This is a genomic window from Amycolatopsis sp. NPDC043887, assembly GCF_056435665.1.
This window is the reverse complement of record NZ_JBWKEB010000002.1, coordinates 618698-637648: the sequence shown is the minus strand read 5'-3', so window position 1 is coordinate 637648 and position 18951 is coordinate 618698. Positions and strand designations below refer to the sequence as shown.

Below are 18951 nucleotides of genomic sequence, written 5' to 3'. Positions count from 1 at the left end.
GGGGAAGGGCGAACGTGGCGTGATCGACTCCCTGTCACGCGGGCCGTCTTCGCCGGCTTCGTGATGAGATCGGCCGACTCCGGCGTGAAGTGTCCATCTGGGACGCTTCACGCCGATTGTGCGCCCGATTGATGTCATGATGTCCGCTTCTTGCCGGGGTCGTGAGCGGCAAAGACGGTTAGAGCGATCATTGCCACTCACGACCCCCACGCAAAGCGCCCAAATCGGGCACCCGGGGGTGTCTTTGTGTCCCTTGTGGACAGTGGGGTCGCGATCAGCCCGGCAGGCCGTGCCTCCAGCACGCAGCACGCCACATTTGCCTTACCCCTCAATAACCGTCCTTACCACTCACGAGGCCCATGGCTTCCGCCTGCTCGCGGAACACGTCGTAAGCGGGCTTCCCGAACAGTGCGAACCGCACCAGCTCCACGGAGCACGACCCGGCCGAGAGCGTGTTCACCACGGTCTCGAGGGCGATCTCCGCCGCGGATTCGACCGGCCATCGGTAGATCCCGGTCGAGATCGCGGGGAACGCCACGGTGTGCGCGCCGAGATCGGCGGCCACGTGCAGCGAGTTGCGGTGGCTGGCCGCCAGTAGTGCGGAGCGGTCTTCGGAATCGGACCACATCGGCCCGACGGTGTGCACCACCCAGCGCGCCGGGAGGCGGCCCGCCGTGGTGGCGACCGCCTCTCCGGTCTTCAGTCCCTTGCCGTAGTGCCCCGCGCGCAGCGCCCGGCATTCGGCGAGGATCTCCGGCCCGCCGCGGCGGTGGATCGCGCCGTCCACCCCGCCGCCCCCGAGCAGTGACGAGTTCGCGGCGTTGACCACGACGTCGACCCGCTGCTCGGTGATGTCGCCTTCGACCAGTTCGATCATCGTGATCGCTCCGTCAGTCGGTGAAGTACTCGATCAGGACCGGGGCCACGGCCTTCGGCTTGAGCATATGCGTCTGGCCTTCGATCGTGCGGTGCTCGGCGCCGGGGACCGCCTTGGCCAGCGCGGCGACACCGTTGCGGACCCACGCGGGGCTCTTGCCGCCGTCCATGACCAGCGTCGGCACGGACACGCTCGCCCAGTGGCCTTCGGGCAACGGGGTGCCGTCGTGCAGACCGTCGAACAGGGCGGCGTCGTAGCGCAGGGTCGGCGCGACCTTCTTCAGCTTCGGCCAGGCCGGCATGAACTGCATCATGAAGACGACCGGAGCCGGGACACGGACGCCTTCCCGCATGAAGGTCTTGATCGCGGTGCCGGGTTTGCCGGTGGCGATGGCCTTCTCCAGCCGTTCGGCGTAGTCGGCCGGGACCGGCGGGCGGGTGTCGTCGACGACCAGCGGGAACTCGTAGACCGCAAGTTTCGTGATCGGGAGCCCGGCTTTCGCGGCTTCGAGGGCGAGCGCGGCGCCGGACGAGATCCCGTAGACGTAGGCGGTCCCGCCCGCTTCCTTGATCAGCGCGGCGATGTCCTCGACTTCGCGGGCGACGGAGAACGGCGCGGTGTCGCCGCTTTCGCCGCGGCCGCGGCGGTCGTAGGTGTAGACGGTGAAGTGCGCGGCCAGTTCGGCGGCCAGCGGCGTGGCCGGGCCGAACTCCCGGTGGCACATCGCGCCGTCGACCAGGATGACGGCGGGGCCGGAGCCGATGCGGGTGTAGGCGATGGTGGTGCCGTCTTGCGAGGTCACGGTGCTCATGGCGGTAAGTCTCCTGGATGTGTTCAGCGGTTGGTGCGGAGGATGACGGCGGTGACCCAGCCCCAGGCCAGCATCACGGTGGCCCAGAAGGCGAGCATCACGACGGCGTTCGCGTTGCCGGAGCTCATCGTGGCGAAGGCGGCGAAGAACGCGATGCCGGTGGAGCGGGAGTAGACGGCCCAGCCGCGGCTGCCCTCACGGGAGAAGCGGCTCGCGAACACGAAGGTCGCGACGATCAGCGACAGGAAACCGATCGAGCCGGCGGCCATGTGCAGGACGCCCGCGGTGCTGAGGGTGGCGGGGCCGGTGCCGACCGGGAAGCCGTTGCCGGGGTCGGCCTTGAAGACCGCGGCGAACAGCAGGCTGACGCCGAAGACGCCCAGCAGCCGTGGCCCCCACGTGCTGCCTCTGCCCGATTCGAGCGTCCGGCTCAGCCCGATCGCTCCCGCGATCATCAGGACCCCGGTGACCAGGAAGTTCGTCACCTGGATCCAGCCGGCGTCGCCGTTGCTCAGCATGCTCGCCGGGTGCTTCGCCGGGTCGAAGCCGTCGCGCACGGCGGCCTGGGTGAGCGAGGTCAGGAAGTACAGCGGACCCGAGACGGCGCCGCAGGCAAGCAGGGCGCGAGTGGGGAGCGCGACGTGGGTTCGGGTGGCGGTGATGGTCATCGTTTCGGCCTTTCGGGGCGGCTAATGCGTTGGCACAACTCTCGCTCCGAAAGCCTCAGTTGTCAAGACAAAAAAATTTGTCGGTTGTGGGTGGTGCGACGCCGGAGGTGTCGCGACCCGGTGACTACTTGCCGTTTCGCAAGGTCAGGAGAGTGATCTCGCTCGGCGCGAAGACGCGCAGCGGCGGTCCCCAGAAGCCGGTGCCGCGGCTCGTGTAGAGCTGCGTGCGCTCGCCGTGGCGCGAAAGCCCGGCCAGTACGGGCTGGTCGAGCCGGACCAGGAGATGGAACGGCCAGATCTGGCCGCCGTGGGTGTGCCCGGAGATCTGGAGATCGATACGGGCTTCGGCGGCCTGCTTGACCTGCTTCGGCTGGTGGGCGAGCAGGACGACCGGAGTGCTCGCGGGGACGCCGTCGAGCGCGGCGGGCAGGTCGGGGCCGTGGCCGGGCAGGCCGGAGGCGGCGCCGGTCGGGTCGTCGATACCGGCGAAGACGAGCGTGTCCCCGCCGCGGCCGACGGGCACGTGCCGGTTGTGCAGCGTCTCCCAGCCGAGGTCGCGCATGTGGTCGAGCCAGGCCTGCGCCTCGCCGAAGTACTCGTGGTTGCCGGTGATGTAGAACTTGCCGAGCTTCGCCCGCACCTTCCCGAGCGGCGCGACCTGCTCCTGCCGCTTGGCGACGGTACCGTCGGCGAGGTCGCCCGCGTGGGCCACGACGTCCGCGTCGAGCTCGTTCACCACTTCGACGACCTTCTCCGACCACGTCGTCCGGTTCAGCGGGCCGAAGTGGGTGTCGGTGATGATCGCGAAGCGGAGACCGTCGAGCCCGGCGCCGAGGCGGGGGAGCACGACGTCGAGTTCTTTGAGCCTCGGCACGCGCCGGGCCTCGAACATCCCGTACGCCGCCAGCGCCGCGAAGGCGACCAGGACGACGCCGGACACGATTCCCGCCGCACTGTCCACTCCGGACACGGCGAGGGCGAGCCGCAGCACGTTTCCGAGTACCGACAAGGAGAACAGCAGCCAGATCAACCCGAGCGAGAGATCACCGATCTTCGCCGCGAGATCACGCTGCCACGGGCCGTGGCCGAGGACCATGCACGCGGGGACGGCGACCGCGGCGGTGGCGAACACGACCGTGCCGAGGACTTCGAGCGCGGCCGGGAGTGCGGGGGAGCCGACGATCGTCCACCACGGCACTCCGAACAGGAGGGCGAGAACGGCGATCAGCGCGGCGACGCGGACAAGGATGCGGGGCATGATGTCGGCCAGACTAACAGACCATTGGTCTCTACCGCCGTCTTCGCTGAGGGCGTCTCAGGTACGTAGATGGGCGTACGCGTGGTGTCGCTTCACGGCCGACGCTTTTCGTCTCGCCGCGGAAGAGACTCTTCGGCATGAAGACACGGACGATCGAACGCGTCGCCTACGCGACCGGGGCGCTCCTGTTCCTCAGCGGTCTCGTGCACGCGGTCGTGCTGGTCGCGTCCGGCGGTTCCTGGACCGGGCCGCTGTCGATGCGGAAGGCGGTCACGTTCGGCCTGTCGTTCGGGCTGACGCTGATCACCGTCGCCTGGGCGACGTCTTACGTCGCGGTGCGGCCGCGCGTGCGGAACATGCTGCTCGGCGTCTTCACGGTGGCGAGCGTCGTCGAGACGGTGCTCGTGAGCATGCAGGCCTGGCGCGGGGTGCCGTCGCATTTCAACTTCGAGACCGGCCTCGACAACGCTGTGTCGACGACACTCGCCGCGGGCGGCGGCGTCATCATCCTGACGGCGGTCTCGTTCACGGCCGCGGCGCTGCGCGGCGAAGGGGAGACCACGGCGAGTATGCGGCTCGCGGTGCGGTTCGGCCTCGTCGCGCTGCTGGTGGCGCTGGGCGCGGGCGCGGCCATGATCGCGAGCGGCGTCGTGGCGGCGCGGGGCGAGAACCCGCAGGCCGCGTACACCACCGCCGGTGCGCTGAAGCCGCTGCACGCGGTGGCGATGCACGCGATCCTCATCGTGCCCGGGCTCGCGTGGCTGCTGCGGTTCGCGGACTGGACGGAACGGCGGCGCGTGCGGCTCGTGTGGGTGGCGATCGGTGCTTACTCGGTGCTGACCGCGGTGGTGGGGCTGGAGTCGGTGACCGGGGTTTCGCCGGTGGCGGCTTCGCCGGTCGAGATGGTGACTTCGGGGGTCGCTTTGGGGGTGCTGGGGCTTATCGGTGCCGTGGGTGCTCGTGAAGCGGTTCGGCGCCGGTCCCGCGTGCTATGAAAGGCCCCTTCCTTGCGAAATTTGCAAGGAAGGGGCCTTTCATAGCACGCGCTAGCGGCCCACGTAGGTGCGAAGGTGCCGCGCCGTGAGCGTGTCACCGGAGGCGACCAGATCGCCCGGAGTCCCCGTGAACACCACCTGACCCCCGTCCGAACCCGCGCCCGGCCCGAGATCCACGATCCAGTCCGCGTGCGCCATCACCGCCTGGTGATGCTCGATCACCACCACCGTGTTCCCGTCGTCGACGAGCCGGTCCAGCAGGCCCAGCAGCTGGTCGACGTCGGCGAGGTGCAGGCCGGTGGTCGGTTCGTCGAGGACGTACGTCGCCGACTTCTCCGCCATCCGGATGGCGAGCTTGATCCGCTGCCGTTCCCCGCCGGACAGGGTCGTGAGCGGCTGCCCGAGCCCGAGGTAACCGAGGCCGACGTCGGAAAGCCGGTCCAGGATCGTCCGTGCCTGCCCCGAGGGGAAGAACTCGCGCGCCTCGGCGACGGGCATCGCGAGGACCTCGCTGATGTTCTTGCCCCGCAGCTTGTACGTCAGCACCTCGGCGGTGAACCGCTTGCCCTCGCAGTCCTCGCAGACCGTCGCCACGCCGGCCATCATCGCCAGGTCCGTGTAGATCAGGCCGATGCCCTTGCACTTCGGGCAGGCGCCTTCGGAGTTCGCGCTGAACAGGGCCGCCTTGACGCCGTTGGCCTTGGCGAACGCGGTGCGGATCGGGTCGAGCAGGCCGGTGTAGGTCGCCGGATTGCTTCGCCGCGAGCCGCGGATGGCCGACTGGTCGAGCACCACCACGTCGTCCCTTGTGGACAGTGAGCCGTGGATGAGCGAGCTCTTGCCCGAACCGGCGACGCCGGTGACCACCGTCAGCACCCCGAGCGGGATATCCACGTCGACACCGCGCAGGTTGTGCCGGGTCGCGTTCCGGATCTCGATCTGCCCGCGTGCCACGCGGACGTCGGTGCGCAACCGCGCCCGGTGGTCGAGGTGCCGCCCGGTCAGCGTGCCGGACGCGCGCAGTCCGGCGACGTCACCGGTGTAACAGATCTGCCCGCCGTTCGGCCCGGCGCCGGGGCCGAGGTCGACGACGTGGTCGGCGATCTCGATCGTCTCCGGTTTGTGCTCGACCACGAGCACCGTGTTCCCCTTGTCCTTCAAGAGCAGGAGGAGACCGTTCATCCGCTGGATGTCGTGCGGGTGCAGCCCGACGGTCGGTTCGTCGAAGACATACGTGACGTCGGTGAGGCTGGAACCCAGGTGCCGCACCATCTTCACGCGCTGCGCCTCGCCGCCGGACAGCGTCCCCGATTCACGGTCGAGGCTCAGGTAACCGAGGCCGATCTCGACGAGCGAGTCGAGGGTGCCGCGCAGGGTCTGCATCAGCGGCCCGACCGACGGATCGTCGATCTTGCGGAGGAAGTCCGCCAGGTCGTTGATCTGCATAGACGAGCAGTCGGCGATGTTCAGCCCCTCGATCTTCGAGGACAGCGCCGCCTGGTTGAGCCGCGCGCCTTCGCACGCCGGGCACCGCCGGAAGGTGATCGCCCGGTCCACGAAGGCCCGGATGTGCGGCTGTGTCGCTTCCTTGTCCTTCGACAGGAACAGCCGCTGCACCTTCACGAGCAGGCCTTCGTAGGTGGTGTTCATCCCGCCGAGCTTCATCTTGGTGGCGGGCTTGTGCATGAAGTCTTCCCACTGCTGCGGGGTGTAGTCCTTCAGCTTGACCGCGGGATCGACGAAACCGGACTCCGCCAGCCCCTTCCAGTACCAGCTGCCGGGCGTGAAGTTCGGGACGGTGATCGCCCCTTCGTCGAGCGAAAGCTCCTTGTCGACCAGCTGGTCGATATCGATGCTGGAGACCTTGCCCAGCCCCTCGCATTCGGGGCACATCCCCTCGGGAAGGTTGAAGCTGAACGCTCCCGACGTCCCCACGTGCGGCGTTCCCAGCCTGCTGAAGACGATCCGCAGCATCGTGTGCGCGTCGGTCGCGGTGCCGACCGTGGACCGGGAGTTGGCGCCCATCCGCTCCTGGTCGACGACGATCGCGGCGCTCAGGTTCCGCAGCGCGTCCACGTCCGGCCGTCCGACCGGGGCCATGAAGGACTGGATGAACGCGGTGTAGGTCTCGTTGATCAGCCGCTGCGACTCCGCGGCGATGGTGCCGAACACCAAGGACGACTTCCCCGAACCCGAGACACCGGTGAAGACGGTGAGGCGGCGTTTGGGGATGTCGACCGAGACGTCGGCGAGGTTGTTCTCTCTGGCTCCGCGCACCTGGATCATGTCGTGGCTGTCGGCGGCCGAAGGCATGGCTCTCCCCTGGTTGAAACTCTTTAGCCTGTAAAGTGAGGGTAGCAGAGGTTAGTTTATGCTGTAAGGAGTTGGCAAGTGGTCGTCTACGCGGCGCAGGGAGACCCCCGGCGGTCGATGGCACTGCTGTGGCGGACCGAGTCGCGGGACGCCGAGCGACCCGGCCCCAAACCGGGGCTTTCGGTGGATCTGATCGTCGAAACCGCCATCGCCATCGCGGACGCCGAAGGTATGGCGGGCCTTTCGATGCGGGCGGTCGGGGACCGGCTCGGCCGCACGGCCATGGCGCTCTACACCTATGTCCCGAGCAAGAGCGAACTCGTCGATCTCATGTACGACAAGGCGCTCGCCGAGCTTTCGACTGCTTACGACGGAGATGGCTGGCGGGCCGACGCCGCACGCTGGGCCGAGGACCTTTGGGACTTCTACCTGCGGCACCCCTGGGTCCTGCAGGTCTCGCAGGCGCGGCCGGTGCTCGGGCCGAACGAGTACGTCGTCCTGGAGGCGCTGGTGAAGATCCTGCGCCGGACCGGATTGCGGCCGACGGCGTTGCGGCGGCTGGTCAGCGCGCTGTACTCGTGCGTGCGCGAGCCTGCCAGGACGGCCTCGGAGGCGCGGCTGGCCGAAAAGGTGACCGGGCAGTCCGACGACGAGTGGTGGTACGCGCGCTCCGCGCATCTGAAAGAGGTCTCGCCGGACTTCGCCGAACGTTTCCCGACGTTGACCTGGATGGAGAGTGAGCACGCGTTCCGGATGGAGGACGAGACGGTGTCCTATCTGGAGCAGGAGGCGAGGGAGGCCTTCGAGTTCTCGCTGGCGGTCATCCTGGACGGAATCGAAGTCGCGACGAAAGCGGAGTAGCCTTCTCCGCATGCCCTCCGATTTCGCCTTGAAGACCATGAACGCCGTCCACCGCGTCATCCAGAAGGTCAGCGGCGGCCGCGCCGGCTGGCAGGTCGCCGGGATGACCGTCCTGGAGCTGACCACCATCGGCCGCAAATCCGGCCAGCCGCGCACCGTGCTGCTGACTTCGCCGCTGCGCGAGGGTGACGCGTACGTCATCGTCGCCTCGCGCGGCGGTGACGACCAGCACCCGGCGTGGTTCCTCAACCTCCGAGACAACCCCGACGTCCAGGTGACCCTGAAGGGCGAGAGCGCGAAGCCGATGGTCGCGAGCGTGGCCGACGCCGAGCAGCGCGCCCTCCTGTGGCCCAAGATCACCGCGGACTTCAAGAACTACGCGCAGTACCAGACCAAGACCGAACGCGAGATCCCCGTGGTGCTGTTGTCGCCCAAGGCGTAGGTGCGTGTTCGGTCCGGTTGGTCGTGAGTGGCGATTCGGGTTCTGACCCGAATCGCCACTCACGACCAACCGGCCCCATCCCCCGCACGGGCCGGGTCCATCGGCCCTACCGGCGAGTCGGTAAGCCGGGGACCGTGGATCTCGACGAACCACACGACGAGAACGCGGGGATGCCGATGTCCGACTCCTTGGGTCTCGCGACGCTCGGCCGCGAGCAGTGCCTGGCACTGCTCGCGGGTGCAGGGCTCGGCCGGGTGGTGTTCACTTCGCGGGCCATGCCTGCGATCCAGCCCGCGCGGTTCGCGCTCCACCACGGCGCGATCGTGGTCCGGACGCCGTCCCAGAGCGCGTTGTTCGCCGGGATACTCGACAGTGTGGTGGCGTTCGCCGTCGACGAGTTCGGAAAGGACCTGGGGACGGGCTGGTTCGTCACCGTCGTCGGCCGCGCCTCCGAGGTGCGTGATCCAATCGTGATCGCCGAACTCGAGACCCTGCCGCTGAGCTGCTGGACTGGTCAGGCGGATTTCCGGTACCTTCGCATCCCGATCGAATCGGTGACCGGTCGAAGGATCCTCGGCGCTTGCAGTAACGAAGCGCTGTCTGTGATCGACGCACCAGATGAGCTATCCGGGCGCGTCTGTCATTCCTGACCCCACTGCCCGGGGAGTTACTCCGGGACGGTGACGTCAGTGCGGCGGATGAGTGCGGCGAGCGACGCCAAGGCGCCCAGGATTCTGGACGCGGTGGCCGGGATCGCCCACGATCTCAGCCTCTCCGACGTCCTGCGGCGGATGGTCGAATCCGCCTGCGAGCTGACCGGTGCGCCGTACGGGGCGCTGAGCGTGCTCGATTCCGACGAGTTCATCCGCTTCGGCGACGCATGGGAGCTGCCGCCGTCCGAGGACGAGTCCCGCGTGATGCCGATCCGCATGCGCGGGCGCATCTTCGGGATGCTGTACCTCGCCCGCAAACCGGACGGCGAGGAGTTCACCGAAGCCGAAGAGGATCTGCTCGTCGCGCTCACCGCGGCGGCCGGTGTGGTGATCGAGAACGCCGCGCTGTTCGAGCAGGTGCAGCGGCGCGAACGCTGGCTCGAAGCCTCGTATCACGTCACCGGCGCGCTCCTGACCGACCAGGATCTGACCGCGACCCTGCGCCTGATCGCCGAGCGCGCCCGCGTCGTCGCCGGTGCCACCGCGGGCGCGGTGGCCCGTCCCCGCGGCGACGGGCAGCTGATCTTCGAGGTCGTCGAGCCGCCGGGCCCGGACGCGGACCGGCTCGCCGGGATGGTCGTGCCGACCGAGGGCACCGCGACCGGGATGGCGTTCACCACCGGCAAACCCGTCGTGGTCCGGGACTACGGCGAGAAGGTCGTCGAGTACCAGAGCGGGCGCGGTGCCGTCATGCCCGCGGCGATCAAGGACCTCGACTCCACGGTCGTCGTCCCGCTGATCGCCGGCGAGGAGAAACTCGGTGTCCTGCTGGTGGCGAAGTTCCGCGACAGGACCCCTTTCTCCGCCTACGACGTCCAGCTCGCGGAGACCTTCGCGGCGCACGCCGCGCTCGCGGTCGAATTCGCCCGCGCGCAGCAGGACAGGCAGCGGCTCGCCGTCTTCGAGGACCGCGATCGGATCGCCCGCGACCTGCACGACCTGGTGATCCAGCGGCTGTTCGCGATCGGGCTCGGTCTGGAGGGACTCAGCAGGCTCGCGGTCGAACCCGCCGTCGCCGGTCGCGTGACCGGGTTCGCGCACGAGATCGACCGCACGATCCGGGAGATCCGCAACAGCATCTTTTCGCTGCAGGAACCGGCGGAGGCACAGGGCAGCCTCCGGTCGGAGCTGCTGCGCGTCGCGCTGGACGCGGGCTGCGCGTCGGAACCCCGGGTCGGGTTCGACGGGCCGCTCGACTCGAGCGTGCCGGACACCGTCCGCTCGGACCTCATCGCGACCCTGCGCGAGGCACTGTCCAATGTGGTCAGACACGCCGCGGCGACGACGGTTTCGGTCGACGTCTCGGTCGACCGCGACGGGCGACGGCTGAAGCTTTCGGTGGTGGACGACGGCGTCGGCATGCCCGCCGAACCAGGTCATCGCAGCGGGGTGGCGAACCTCGCCGAACGCGCGGCACGCTGGAACGGGTCGTTCAGCGTCGAAGCGAGGCCGGAGGGCGGGACGAGGCTCGACTGGTCGGTGGAGCTGCCGGCCCGACAGGGGAGCGTGGGATGACGATTTCGGTGTTCCTGCTGGACGATCACGAACTCGTCCGCACCGGGCTGAAGACCGTCTTCGAGGCCGAAGACGATCTCACCGTGGTCGGCGAGGCGTCCACGGCCGCCGAGGCCTACGTGCGGATCCCCGCGGTCAAACCCCAGGTCGCGGTGCTCGACGTCCGGCTGCCGGACGGTGAAGGGGTCAGCGTCTGCCGGGAGATCCGGGCGTCCGTCGATCCGCCGCCCGCCTGCCTGATGCTGACCTCTTATTCGGACGACGACGCGTTGTTCGGCGCGATCATGGCGGGTGCGGCCGGGTACATGCTCAAGCAGGTCTCCGGCGACGCGCTCGTCAAGGCGGTCCGCACGGTCGCCGCGGGCGGATCGCTCCTGGACAGCACGCTGACGGCGTCGGTGATGAACCGGCTGCGCGGGGAGAGCGACCTCCAGGACCCGCGATACGAACAGCTGAGCCCGCAGGAGCGGCGGGTGCTCGACCACATCGCCGACGGGCTGACGAACCGCCAGATCGCGGAAAAGCTGTATCTGGCGGAGAAGACGGTCAAGAACTACGTGTCGTCCCTGCTGCACAAGCTCGGTTTCGAACGCCGGACCGCCGCCGCCGTCTACGCCACGCAACGCCGCAGGTCCACCTCCTAGAAGAAGGTGAACCCGCCGGCGAAATCGGGATCCTCGCGCAGCACCCGGCGCAGTTCGTGGAGCGCCCGGTGCTGGGTGACGCGGACCGCGCCCGCGCTCGCCATGCCCAGCGCGACGGCGGTCTCTTCGGCGCTGTACCCGTGGACCACGCGCAGCACCAGCACGGCGCGTTGCTTCGCCGAAAGGATTTCGACCAGCCGCGACAACCGGCGGCCGCGGTCCGCCTTCTCGACCTCTTCGAACGTCGGATTCCACGGCCCGTCCTGTTCGGGCTCCGGATCGGGCACCGGCGCGGACGGGTCGCGGGCGAGGTTCCGGCGGACGTCGGCGACCTTGTGCGAGGCGATCCCGAAGACGTACGGCAGGAAGCTGACGTCCTGGTAGCTGTAACGCGGCAAGGCGACGAGGACGGCCATCAGGACCTCCTGCGTGCAGTCGTCGGCGCTGGAGACGCCGCGTGTCGTCATGCCCAGCCTGCCCACGCAGTATCGGAACACGATCGGCCGGAGAAGCGCCAGCAGGCTCCCGACGGCCCGCCGGTCACCCTTGATCGCCGCACGGATCAGTTCACCGTCCGGCTCTCCCGGGCGGGGCTGATATGTCGGGCGTACGGCTTCGGACACGGTCATCACGCCGGATCGGCCGTTCTCGGCGCGCCCCTGTGCGTTTTCATCGTCCCCACCTCCCGAAAGCCCCCAGGCCTGTCTGGCCCTCTTGACGTTACGGAGCGCGTCCGCGCGTCACACCGGTACAGCAGCCCGGAGTAGTCGGGTCTTTAGGCCCTGGTGTCCCCGGGGTATGGACTTTCGCCAGATTGGTCTAGACAATTAGCCCAGCGCGGCGGCAGGCCGCCCTTTCACGGAGGAATCGCGATGAGGCGTTCCAGATCCTTGGCTTTCCTGGCCGTTTTGGTGCTCACCTTCACCGGCCTGATAACGGGCGGCGGCACCGCGAACGCGGCCAACCTGCTCCTCAATCCCGGTTTCGAGGCGGGTTCGACGTCCGGCTGGTCCTGCGCGGCGGGCGCGGCCGTGAGCACACCGGTCCGTTCGGGTGGTCATGCCGTCGCGGTGACGCCCGGCTCGACGATCGGCAAGTGCGCACAGACGGTATCCGTCCAGCCGAACACGACCTACGCGGTTTCGGCCTGGGTGAACGGGAACCCGGTGTATCTCGGGGTCACTGGCGGGCCGTCGACGTGGACCGCGGCGACCTCTTACACGCAGCTGTCGCTTTCGTTCACGACGGCGGCCACACAGACGACGGCGGAGGTGTACGTCCACGGCTGGTACGGGTCAGGCACCTTCTACGCGGACGACATCAGCCTCGACGGACCCGGCGGTGGCAGCCCTGGAGCACCGCCGACGCCGGGAAGTCCGGCCGTGGGCACGGTGACGAACTCGTCGATCGCGCTCTCGTGGGGCGCCTCGGCGGGGACGGTGACCGGCTATCGCGTGTACGAGGGCGGGAACGTGGTCGCGACGGTGACCGGCACTTCGGCGACGATCTCGGGACTGACGGCCTGTTCGTCGCACAACTACTCGGTGGCCGCGTACAACAGCGCGGGCGAATCGCCGAAGACCACGGAGGCGGGCGCCACGACCTCCGGTTGCGTCGATACCGGCCTGCCGAAGCACGCGCTGATCGGCTACTTGCACGCGAGTTTCGCCAACGGTTCCGGCTACACGCGGATGGCCGACGTCCCGGCGGCGTGGGACATCGTCAACCTGGCCTTCGGCGAGCCGACCTCGGTGACCTCCGGCGACATCCGCTTCACCCGGTGCCCGGTCGCGGAATGCCCGGCCGTGGAAAGCGACGCGGACTTCATCGCCGCGATCCGCGCGAAGCAGGCGCAGGGCAAGAAGGTCCTGATCTCCATCGGAGGCCAGAACGGACAGGTGCAGCTGACCACGACCGCGGCACGCGACGCGTTCGTCGGTTCGGTGTCCGCGATCATCGACCGGTACGGGCTGAACGGGCTCGACATCGACTTCGAGGGCCACTCGCTGTATCTCAACTCCGGCGACAACGACTTCCGCAACCCGACCACGCCGGTGATCGTCAACCTCATCTCGGCGCTGAAGACGTTGAAAGCGAAGTACGGCGCGGGATTCGTGCTGACGATGGCGCCGGAGACGTTCTTCGTGCAGACCGGATACCAGTACTACGGCGGCCTCGGCGGCGCCGACAACCGGACGGGCTCGTACCTGCCGGTGATCCACGCGCTGCGGGACGCGCTGACCGTGCTGCACGTCCAGGACTACAACTCCGGGCCGGTGATGGGGCTGGACAACCAGTACCACTTCATGGGCGGCGCGGATTTCCACATCGCGATGACCGACATGATCAAGGCGGGCTTCACGGTGTCCTCGACCGGCTTCCGGTTCCCGGGGCTGCGTGAGGACCAGATCGCGTTCGGCCTGCCGGCCGCGGTGAGCGCGGGCAACGGGCACACCGCGCCGGCGGCGGTGCATGCGGCGCTGAACTGCCTGGTGAAGAACTCCGGATGCGGGTCGTATTCCTTGCGCGGCGGCGCTTCGCCCGCGTTGCGGGGGCTGATGACGTGGTCGATCAACTGGGATCGGTACTACGGGTGGGAGTTCCAGAACGCCCACGAGCCGTTCCTGAACGCCCTGCCCTGACCGCTCCGCGCATGGGGTGCGTTCTGACTTTCCGTGAAGGCCTCCTTCCCTACCCTCAAAGTAGGGAAGGAGGCCTTCACGGACCGGCTCGCGGCCTCCCGCATTCAGAGGACTAATTGCGGGAGAAAGGAGCGGGCCCGCACCGTGCAGCATCGGTGCGGGCCCGCGGTTCGAAGGGGACGTCAGAAGGCCGCGGTGATCCGCGTGAAGTCCCAATCGTTCTGCGCGATGCCACTGCAGTTCTCGGCGACCCCGCCGTTCGGGCAGCCCCGGTCACGGTTGGCCGACCAGAACGCGAGCCTGGCGATCTTGTTGGTCTTGGACCACTCGGTGATCCGAGTCCAGGTGTCGAGACTCGTCAGCTCCCGCTGGTCCGAAAGACCGTTCATCCCGCTGATGCCCAGGTGGCTGTACGCCGTGGCGTCGTTCCACCCGAAGGTCGACTTCAGCTTGTCCCGCAGGCCGTTCGCGGCCCGGATGGTGTTCCCGTACATGTCCGCGCCACCACCGAAATCGAACGGCATGATCGTGTAGACGTCGATCCCGGCGTTCAGCGCCTTCGACTGGTCGATGAGCCGGTTGCCCCAGGAGTTCGGGCCGCTGGTCGTCGTGCCGAAGGTGAGGATGGTCTGGATGCCGGGGTTGTTCGCCTTCACGATCTTCAGCGCGTTCAGCACGCGGTCCTGCACGACCGCGTTCTCGAACTCGTCGGTGTTCTCGATGTCGATGTCGATCGCCTTGAGAGCGTAGGCGTCGATCACCTTCTGGTAGGCCCCGGCGAGCGCTTCCGGCGTCGAGCAGTTCGGGCCGAGTTTGTTGCCGCTCCACCCGCCGAAGGACGGCACGATCTGCCCGCCCGCGGCCTTGATCTGCGCGATCGCGTTCGCGTCGACGCCGCCCTGCAGCGGACGGCTGCCGTCCCAAGCGGGATTGCACCCACCGGACGACAGGATGAACGCCATCGTGAACCACTTGATCCCGGTCGCGTTCATGACCGTCTGCGGGTTCGGCGGGCTGCCCCAGCCCATGTACAGGTACGGCGCGCCACGGCCGCCGGGCAGCGGCGGGTTGCTCGTGGTCGTCGTCGGAGAGGTCGTGGTCGTGGTGGTCGGCGTCGTGGTCGGACCGCCCCCGCCCGGATCGCAGGACCCACCGTTGATCTTGCAGTTCGCCGGGGCGACGTAGCCCCCGGAGTACTTGACGTTGAAGCCGAAGCTGGTGGAACCGCCGTGGGAAAGGTTGCCGTTCCAGGTGTTCCTCACCGTCACGTGCTGCCCGGAGACCGAGTAACTGCCATCCCACAGCGAAGCGATCGAGTGCCCCGCGGGGAGGTCGAATTCGACCGTCCACGAAGGAAGGCTCGATCCGGAGTTGTTGCTGATCGTGTACTTGCCTTCCCAGCCGGAGCCCCAATCGGAGCCCTTGCTGAAGGCGGCGCCGACGCCGCCGGCCGCGGAGGCCGGCGCGATCACGAGGACCGCGCCGGCCGTTGCGGCAGCGGCGGCCAGGCCCACGGCCTGGATCCAAGTCCGCTCAGCCACTGTCAACCTCTCAGTTCAGGCCGTTGCGCATGGCCGTGACGAGCTCACCGTTGGAGGTGTCACCACTGAGTTCCCAGAAGAACGCGCCGCCGAGACCCTGGTTCTTGGTCCAGCCCATCTTTCCGTTGATGGTCGCGGGAGTGTCGTAGCTCCACCAGTTGTTGCCGCACTTCGCGTACGCGGTGCCCGCGATGGTGCCGGTCGACGGGCAGCTGTTCTTGAGGATCTTGTAGTCCTCGATGCCCGCCTCGTAGGTGCCCGGTGCCGCGCCGGTCGCGGTGCCGCCCGGGGCGTCCTGGGTGACGCCGGTCCAGCCTCGGCCGTAGAAACCGATACCCAGCAACAGTTTGCTCGCCGGTACACCCTTGGCCTTGAGCTTCTGGATGGCGTCGTCGGAGGTGAAGCCCTGCTGCGGGATGCCGGGGTACGAGGTCAGCGGCGAGTGCGGGGCCGTCGGTCCCTGCGCCGCCCACGCGCCGAAGAAGTCGTACGTCATGACGTTGTACCAGTCGAAGTACGCCGAAGCGGGGCCGTAGTCGGCGGCGTCGATCTTGCCGCCGCTGCTGGCGTCCGCGGTGATCGCGGCGGTGACCAGGAACGAAGAACCGAACTTGGTGCGCAGCGCCTGTGCCACGTTCTTGATCGCGGCGGGGCCACTGGTGTCACAGGTGAGACCGCAGGCGTTCGGGTACTCCCAGTCGATGTCGATACCGTCGAAGACGTCGGCCCAGCGCGGGTCCTTGATGAGCTTGTAGCAGGATTCCGCGAACGCGGCCGGGTTCTTCGACGCCTGGCCGAAGCCGCCGGACCAGGTCCAGCCGCCGAACGACCACAGCACCTTCAGGCCCGGGTACATCTTCTTCAGCTTGCGCAGCTGGTTGAAGTTGCCGCGCAGCGCGCCCGCGTCCCACGAGTCCGCGACACCGTCCACACTGGACCCCGCGTCGTAGAACTTGTCGTAGTCGGCGTAGGTGTCGTCGTTCGCGGTGCAGGAACCGTTGGTGACGTTGCCGAACGCGTAGTTGATATGCGTCAGCTTCGCCGCGGAACCGGAAGTGTGAATGTTCTTCACGTGATAGTTGCGGCCGTAGACGCCCCACTGCACGAAGTAGCCGAGGTTCTTCTTCGCGCCCGGGTTCGGGTTCGAAGTCGTGGTGGTCGGCGGGTTGCTGGTGCTCGTCGACGTCGGGGGATTGGACGTCGTGGTGGTCGGCGTGGTCGGCGTCGTGGTCGGGTTACCGCCGCCCGGGTCGCACGAGCCGCCGTTGATCTTGCAGTTGGCGGGCGCGGTGTAAGCGCCGGAGTACTTGACGTTGAAGCCGAAGCTGGTGGAACCGCCGTTGGAAAGGTTGCCGTTCCAGGTGTTCTTGACGGTCACGTGCTGGCCGGAGACGGTGTAGCTGCCGTCCCACAGCGAAGCGATCGAGTGGCCCGCCGCGAGATCGAACTCGAGGGTCCAGTTGGACAGGCTCGATCCCGAGTTGTTGGTGATCGTGTACTTGCCTTCCCAGCCGGAGCCCCAGTCCGACCCCTTGGTCAGAGTGGCTCCGACGCCACCGGCCGCGTTCGCCGGCACGGTCACCAGACCGACCGCCAGCGCCGCCACGGCCGTGAACAGGCCGACCAGATGCCATCTTTTTCTCGACATTTCACTCCTTACAACCCGGTGCAGGGAAATGATCTTGGAGATGATTTCGTCAAAGGGAAATCAGCGACATCGCGTTGCCGCGGCCGGAGCCGGGCAGGCGGGGATGCGTCTTCATCGACCACCTCCACGGGAGAACGCTTTGTTGCGGGAGACGGTACGTGGTCTGGACCAATATGGGAAGCATCACTACGTAGAGTGGTGATTTTCCTGCGAACGGCCTAATACGTTCGACAGCGTTAACCGTTCACTGGTTCGGTGCCGCCTATCGGCGAAAATCGTCCATTTCGCCGAGCCGGGCGATATTCGCCGATTCGTCGGGGTCGGGCAGGACACCGGAAAGGAACACGTCGGTGATTTCGACGGCCACGTCGGGGGCCAGGCGCTTGAGGCTCAGCGCCAGCACGTTGGCGTCGTTCCACTTGCGCGCGCCCGCGGCGATCCACGTGTCCCAGGCCAGTGCCGCGCGGACGCCGGGGACCTTGTTGGCCGCGATGGCCGTACCCGTCCCGGTCCAGCACATCACCACGCCGAAGTCGGCCTCGCCTTCCGCGACCGCTCTGCCCACCGCCGCGCCGAGCTCCGGCCAGACATCCGAAGTCGACGGGCGGAACACCTCGTGGCCCGCCTCGGCGAGATAGGCCTGGACGGCGTCCGTGGTGGCGTTCCGGTCGTCGGCGGCGAAGGCGATCCTCATGTCCGGATCGTAACGCCGCGTCGACGGGTGACGAACCGGAAGTCATGGGAGGATCGCGGCGTGGACTCGTCTGCGGAGGAGCACCAGGTCCAGCGTGACCAGGAGATCGCACGGACACGGATTCTCGACACCGCCGCCCGCCTGATCGGCGAGGCAGGTTTCGCCCGGCTGAAGATCGGCATGATCTGCGCCAGGACCGGCTATCCCAGCGGCGTCGTCTACCAGTTGTTCGGTTCGAAGGAGACGCTGGTGCAGCGGCTCGTCGAGTTCGCCGCGGAGAAGTTCGCCGACGTCTTCAGCGCCGCCGTCGCCACCCGGACCGGCGGGCTGACCCCGAGCCCGATGGACATGCTGCGCGCCCTGCTGGACGTCTTCTTCGAGCTGCTCACCGACATGCCGCCGCTGAACCGGGCGTTCGTGGTGCTCTGGACGGACGCGACCGTCGGCGATCCGGCGGTGCGGTCGGCGATGACCGAGGCCGATCGCCGGTACCGTTTCGCCATCGCGCAGACCGTCGCCGCCGGGATCGCGGACGGCTCCATCACGGGCGTCCGCGACCCGGACGCGTACGCGGCGGCGCTGGTCGGGCAGCTGCGGGGGATCGCCGTGGCCTCGATCATCGATCCCGGCGGCATCGACCTGCGTGCCGTCCGCGCGGAGATGGAGTACGCCGTGGACCGGCTCGCCTAAACCCTGGTCAGCGCGGCCGCACCGAAGGAGACGCTGAACCGCTCGCACCAGATGGTCACACTCGAATAGCGCGCCAGATCGGTGCCCGCGGGCAGTGTGTAGTTCTGATTTCCCTTGTTGCCCTTGAGTTTCCCGGCGCTCACGTACGCGCCGTCGTCGAACACGAACCAGCCGTCCTTACCGGGGATGACCGGCGCGTCGGTGAGCCAGACCCGCAGATCCGGCCCGTTGCTCGTGTCGAGGTTCTCCAGGCGCAGCACCAGCGATCCGTCGGCCGCGCGCAGGATCCGGACCTTGCCGCTGGTCGCGTGCTCGTGGCTGATCAGTTCGCCGGTGGCCACGACCGAGGGCTCTTTCGGGGCGGACGTGGCACTTTCCGAGGGTTGAGCCGTCGGCTGAGCCGAGGACTGGGCGACGACGGGCAAGGCCTCCTGGACCGTTTCGTTCACCCAGAGCTTCCACGGCTGGAACCAGTAGAGGCCCGCGGCCACCGCCACCATCAGTCCGGCCGCCACGACGGCGAGCACCCGCTTGCGTTTCATGGGGGACATTCAACCGCGCGAACCGTCCGGATCGCCCGGTTCGCCTGGTTACCGACTTCTTACGGCGCCGATCGGGCGGGGTCACGGCTGGGTTTCG

Annotated in this window: 18 protein-coding genes; 8 read left to right on the top strand and 10 right to left on the bottom strand. The window is 68.1% G+C overall.

Annotation, left to right across the window (positions count from 1 at the left end; genetic code table 11):
• Window positions 1-328: 328 nt before the first annotated feature.
• The 4 genes from AC069H_RS08175 to AC069H_RS08160 all read right to left on the bottom strand — a co-directional run bounded on the left by AC069H_RS08175 (window position 329) and on the right by AC069H_RS08160 (window position 3614).
• Window positions 329-877: an O-acetyl-ADP-ribose deacetylase gene (locus tag AC069H_RS08175; protein WP_478231776.1), complete on the bottom strand. Its 549-nt coding sequence runs from the start codon at window positions 875-877 to the stop codon at window positions 329-331.
• 13 nt (window positions 878-890) lie between these two features.
• Window positions 891-1688: an alpha/beta fold hydrolase gene (locus AC069H_RS08170; protein WP_478228658.1), complete on the bottom strand. Its 798-nt coding sequence runs from the start codon at window positions 1686-1688 to the stop codon at window positions 891-893.
• Between the two features lie 23 nt (window positions 1689-1711).
• Window positions 1712-2356, bottom strand: a complete 645-nt coding sequence (locus tag AC069H_RS08165) for a DUF998 domain-containing protein (RefSeq protein WP_478231775.1) — start codon at window positions 2354-2356, stop codon at window positions 1712-1714.
• 124 nt (window positions 2357-2480) lie between these two features.
• Complete coding sequence (locus tag AC069H_RS08160; RefSeq protein ID WP_478231774.1) at window positions 2481-3614, bottom strand: metallophosphoesterase; 1134 nt, start codon at window positions 3612-3614, stop codon at window positions 2481-2483.
• A gap of 137 nt (window positions 3615-3751) precedes the next feature.
• Between AC069H_RS08160 and AC069H_RS08155 the strand changes: the two genes are divergently transcribed.
• Entirely contained in the window at window positions 3752-4609 is an 858-nt protein-coding gene (locus tag AC069H_RS08155; RefSeq protein ID WP_478231773.1) for a hypothetical protein, read from the top strand.
• A gap of 51 nt (window positions 4610-4660) precedes the next feature.
• Here the strand turns inward: AC069H_RS08155 and AC069H_RS08150 are convergent, their stop codons facing one another.
• A complete protein-coding gene (locus AC069H_RS08150) occupies window positions 4661-6922 on the bottom strand; it encodes an ATP-binding cassette domain-containing protein (protein ID WP_478231772.1) in 2262 nt (753 codons plus the stop codon).
• Between the two features lie 78 nt (window positions 6923-7000).
• On the opposite strand from AC069H_RS08150, the gene AC069H_RS08145 reads away from it, so the two are divergent.
• The 5 genes from AC069H_RS08145 to AC069H_RS08125 all read left to right on the top strand — a co-directional run bounded on the left by AC069H_RS08145 (window position 7001) and on the right by AC069H_RS08125 (window position 11097).
• Window positions 7001-7783 (top strand): TetR/AcrR family transcriptional regulator C-terminal domain-containing protein, encoded by a 783-nt coding sequence (locus AC069H_RS08145; RefSeq protein WP_478231771.1) that lies wholly within the window; start codon window positions 7001-7003, stop codon window positions 7781-7783.
• 10 nt (window positions 7784-7793) lie between these two features.
• Window positions 7794-8225: a nitroreductase/quinone reductase family protein gene (locus tag AC069H_RS08140; protein WP_478228664.1), complete on the top strand. Its 432-nt coding sequence runs from the start codon at window positions 7794-7796 to the stop codon at window positions 8223-8225.
• A 134-nt stretch (window positions 8226-8359) separates the two neighbouring features.
• Window positions 8360-8875 carry a pyridoxamine 5'-phosphate oxidase family protein gene (locus AC069H_RS08135; RefSeq protein WP_478231770.1) on the top strand — a complete coding sequence of 172 codons (516 nt, stop codon included), beginning with the start codon at window positions 8360-8362 and terminating at the stop codon, window positions 8873-8875.
• A 48-nt stretch (window positions 8876-8923) separates the two neighbouring features.
• Window positions 8924-10453, top strand: coding sequence for a sensor histidine kinase (locus AC069H_RS08130; protein WP_478228666.1), 1530 nt, complete (start codon window positions 8924-8926; stop codon window positions 10451-10453).
• Window positions 10450-11097, top strand: coding sequence for a response regulator transcription factor (locus tag AC069H_RS08125; RefSeq protein WP_340683654.1), 648 nt, complete (start codon window positions 10450-10452; stop codon window positions 11095-11097). The genes AC069H_RS08130 and AC069H_RS08125 overlap by 4 nt, the downstream gene beginning before the upstream one ends.
• On the opposite strand, the gene AC069H_RS08120 is transcribed toward AC069H_RS08125, so the two are convergent.
• A complete protein-coding gene (locus AC069H_RS08120; RefSeq protein ID WP_478228667.1) occupies window positions 11094-11726 on the bottom strand; it encodes a sigma-70 family RNA polymerase sigma factor in 633 nt (210 codons plus the stop codon). The two genes, AC069H_RS08125 and AC069H_RS08120, sit on opposite strands and share 4 nt — an antisense overlap.
• 243 nt (window positions 11727-11969) lie before the next feature.
• On the opposite strand from AC069H_RS08120, the gene AC069H_RS08115 reads away from it, so the two are divergent.
• The gene (locus AC069H_RS08115; RefSeq protein ID WP_478231769.1) at window positions 11970-13739 is read left to right on the top strand and encodes a chitinase; all 1770 of its coding nucleotides are present in this window, start codon (window positions 11970-11972) and stop codon (window positions 13737-13739) included.
• 182 nt (window positions 13740-13921) lie between these two features.
• On the opposite strand, the gene AC069H_RS08110 is transcribed toward AC069H_RS08115, so the two are convergent.
• The 3 genes from AC069H_RS08110 to AC069H_RS08100 form a co-directional block, all read right to left on the bottom strand.
• A complete protein-coding gene (locus AC069H_RS08110; protein ID WP_478231768.1) occupies window positions 13922-15280 on the bottom strand; it encodes a cellulose binding domain-containing protein in 1359 nt (452 codons plus the stop codon).
• Between the two features lie 10 nt (window positions 15281-15290).
• Complete coding sequence (locus tag AC069H_RS08105) at window positions 15291-16928, bottom strand: glycosyl hydrolase family 18 protein (protein ID WP_478231767.1); 1638 nt, start codon at window positions 16926-16928, stop codon at window positions 15291-15293.
• Window positions 16929-17190: 262 nt separating this feature from the next.
• Window positions 17191-17622 (bottom strand): RpiB/LacA/LacB family sugar-phosphate isomerase, encoded by a 432-nt coding sequence (locus AC069H_RS08100; RefSeq protein WP_478231766.1) that lies wholly within the window; start codon window positions 17620-17622, stop codon window positions 17191-17193.
• A 60-nt stretch (window positions 17623-17682) separates the two neighbouring features.
• On the opposite strand from AC069H_RS08100, the gene AC069H_RS08095 reads away from it, so the two are divergent.
• Window positions 17683-18312 (top strand): TetR/AcrR family transcriptional regulator, encoded by a 630-nt coding sequence (locus AC069H_RS08095; protein ID WP_478228671.1) that lies wholly within the window; start codon window positions 17683-17685, stop codon window positions 18310-18312.
• Here AC069H_RS08095 and AC069H_RS08090 read toward each other — a convergent pair.
• Window positions 18309-18854, bottom strand: coding sequence for a DM13 domain-containing protein (locus AC069H_RS08090; protein ID WP_478231765.1), 546 nt, complete (start codon window positions 18852-18854; stop codon window positions 18309-18311). The genes AC069H_RS08095 and AC069H_RS08090 overlap by 4 nt on opposite strands.
• Window positions 18855-18951 lie beyond the last annotated feature (97 nt).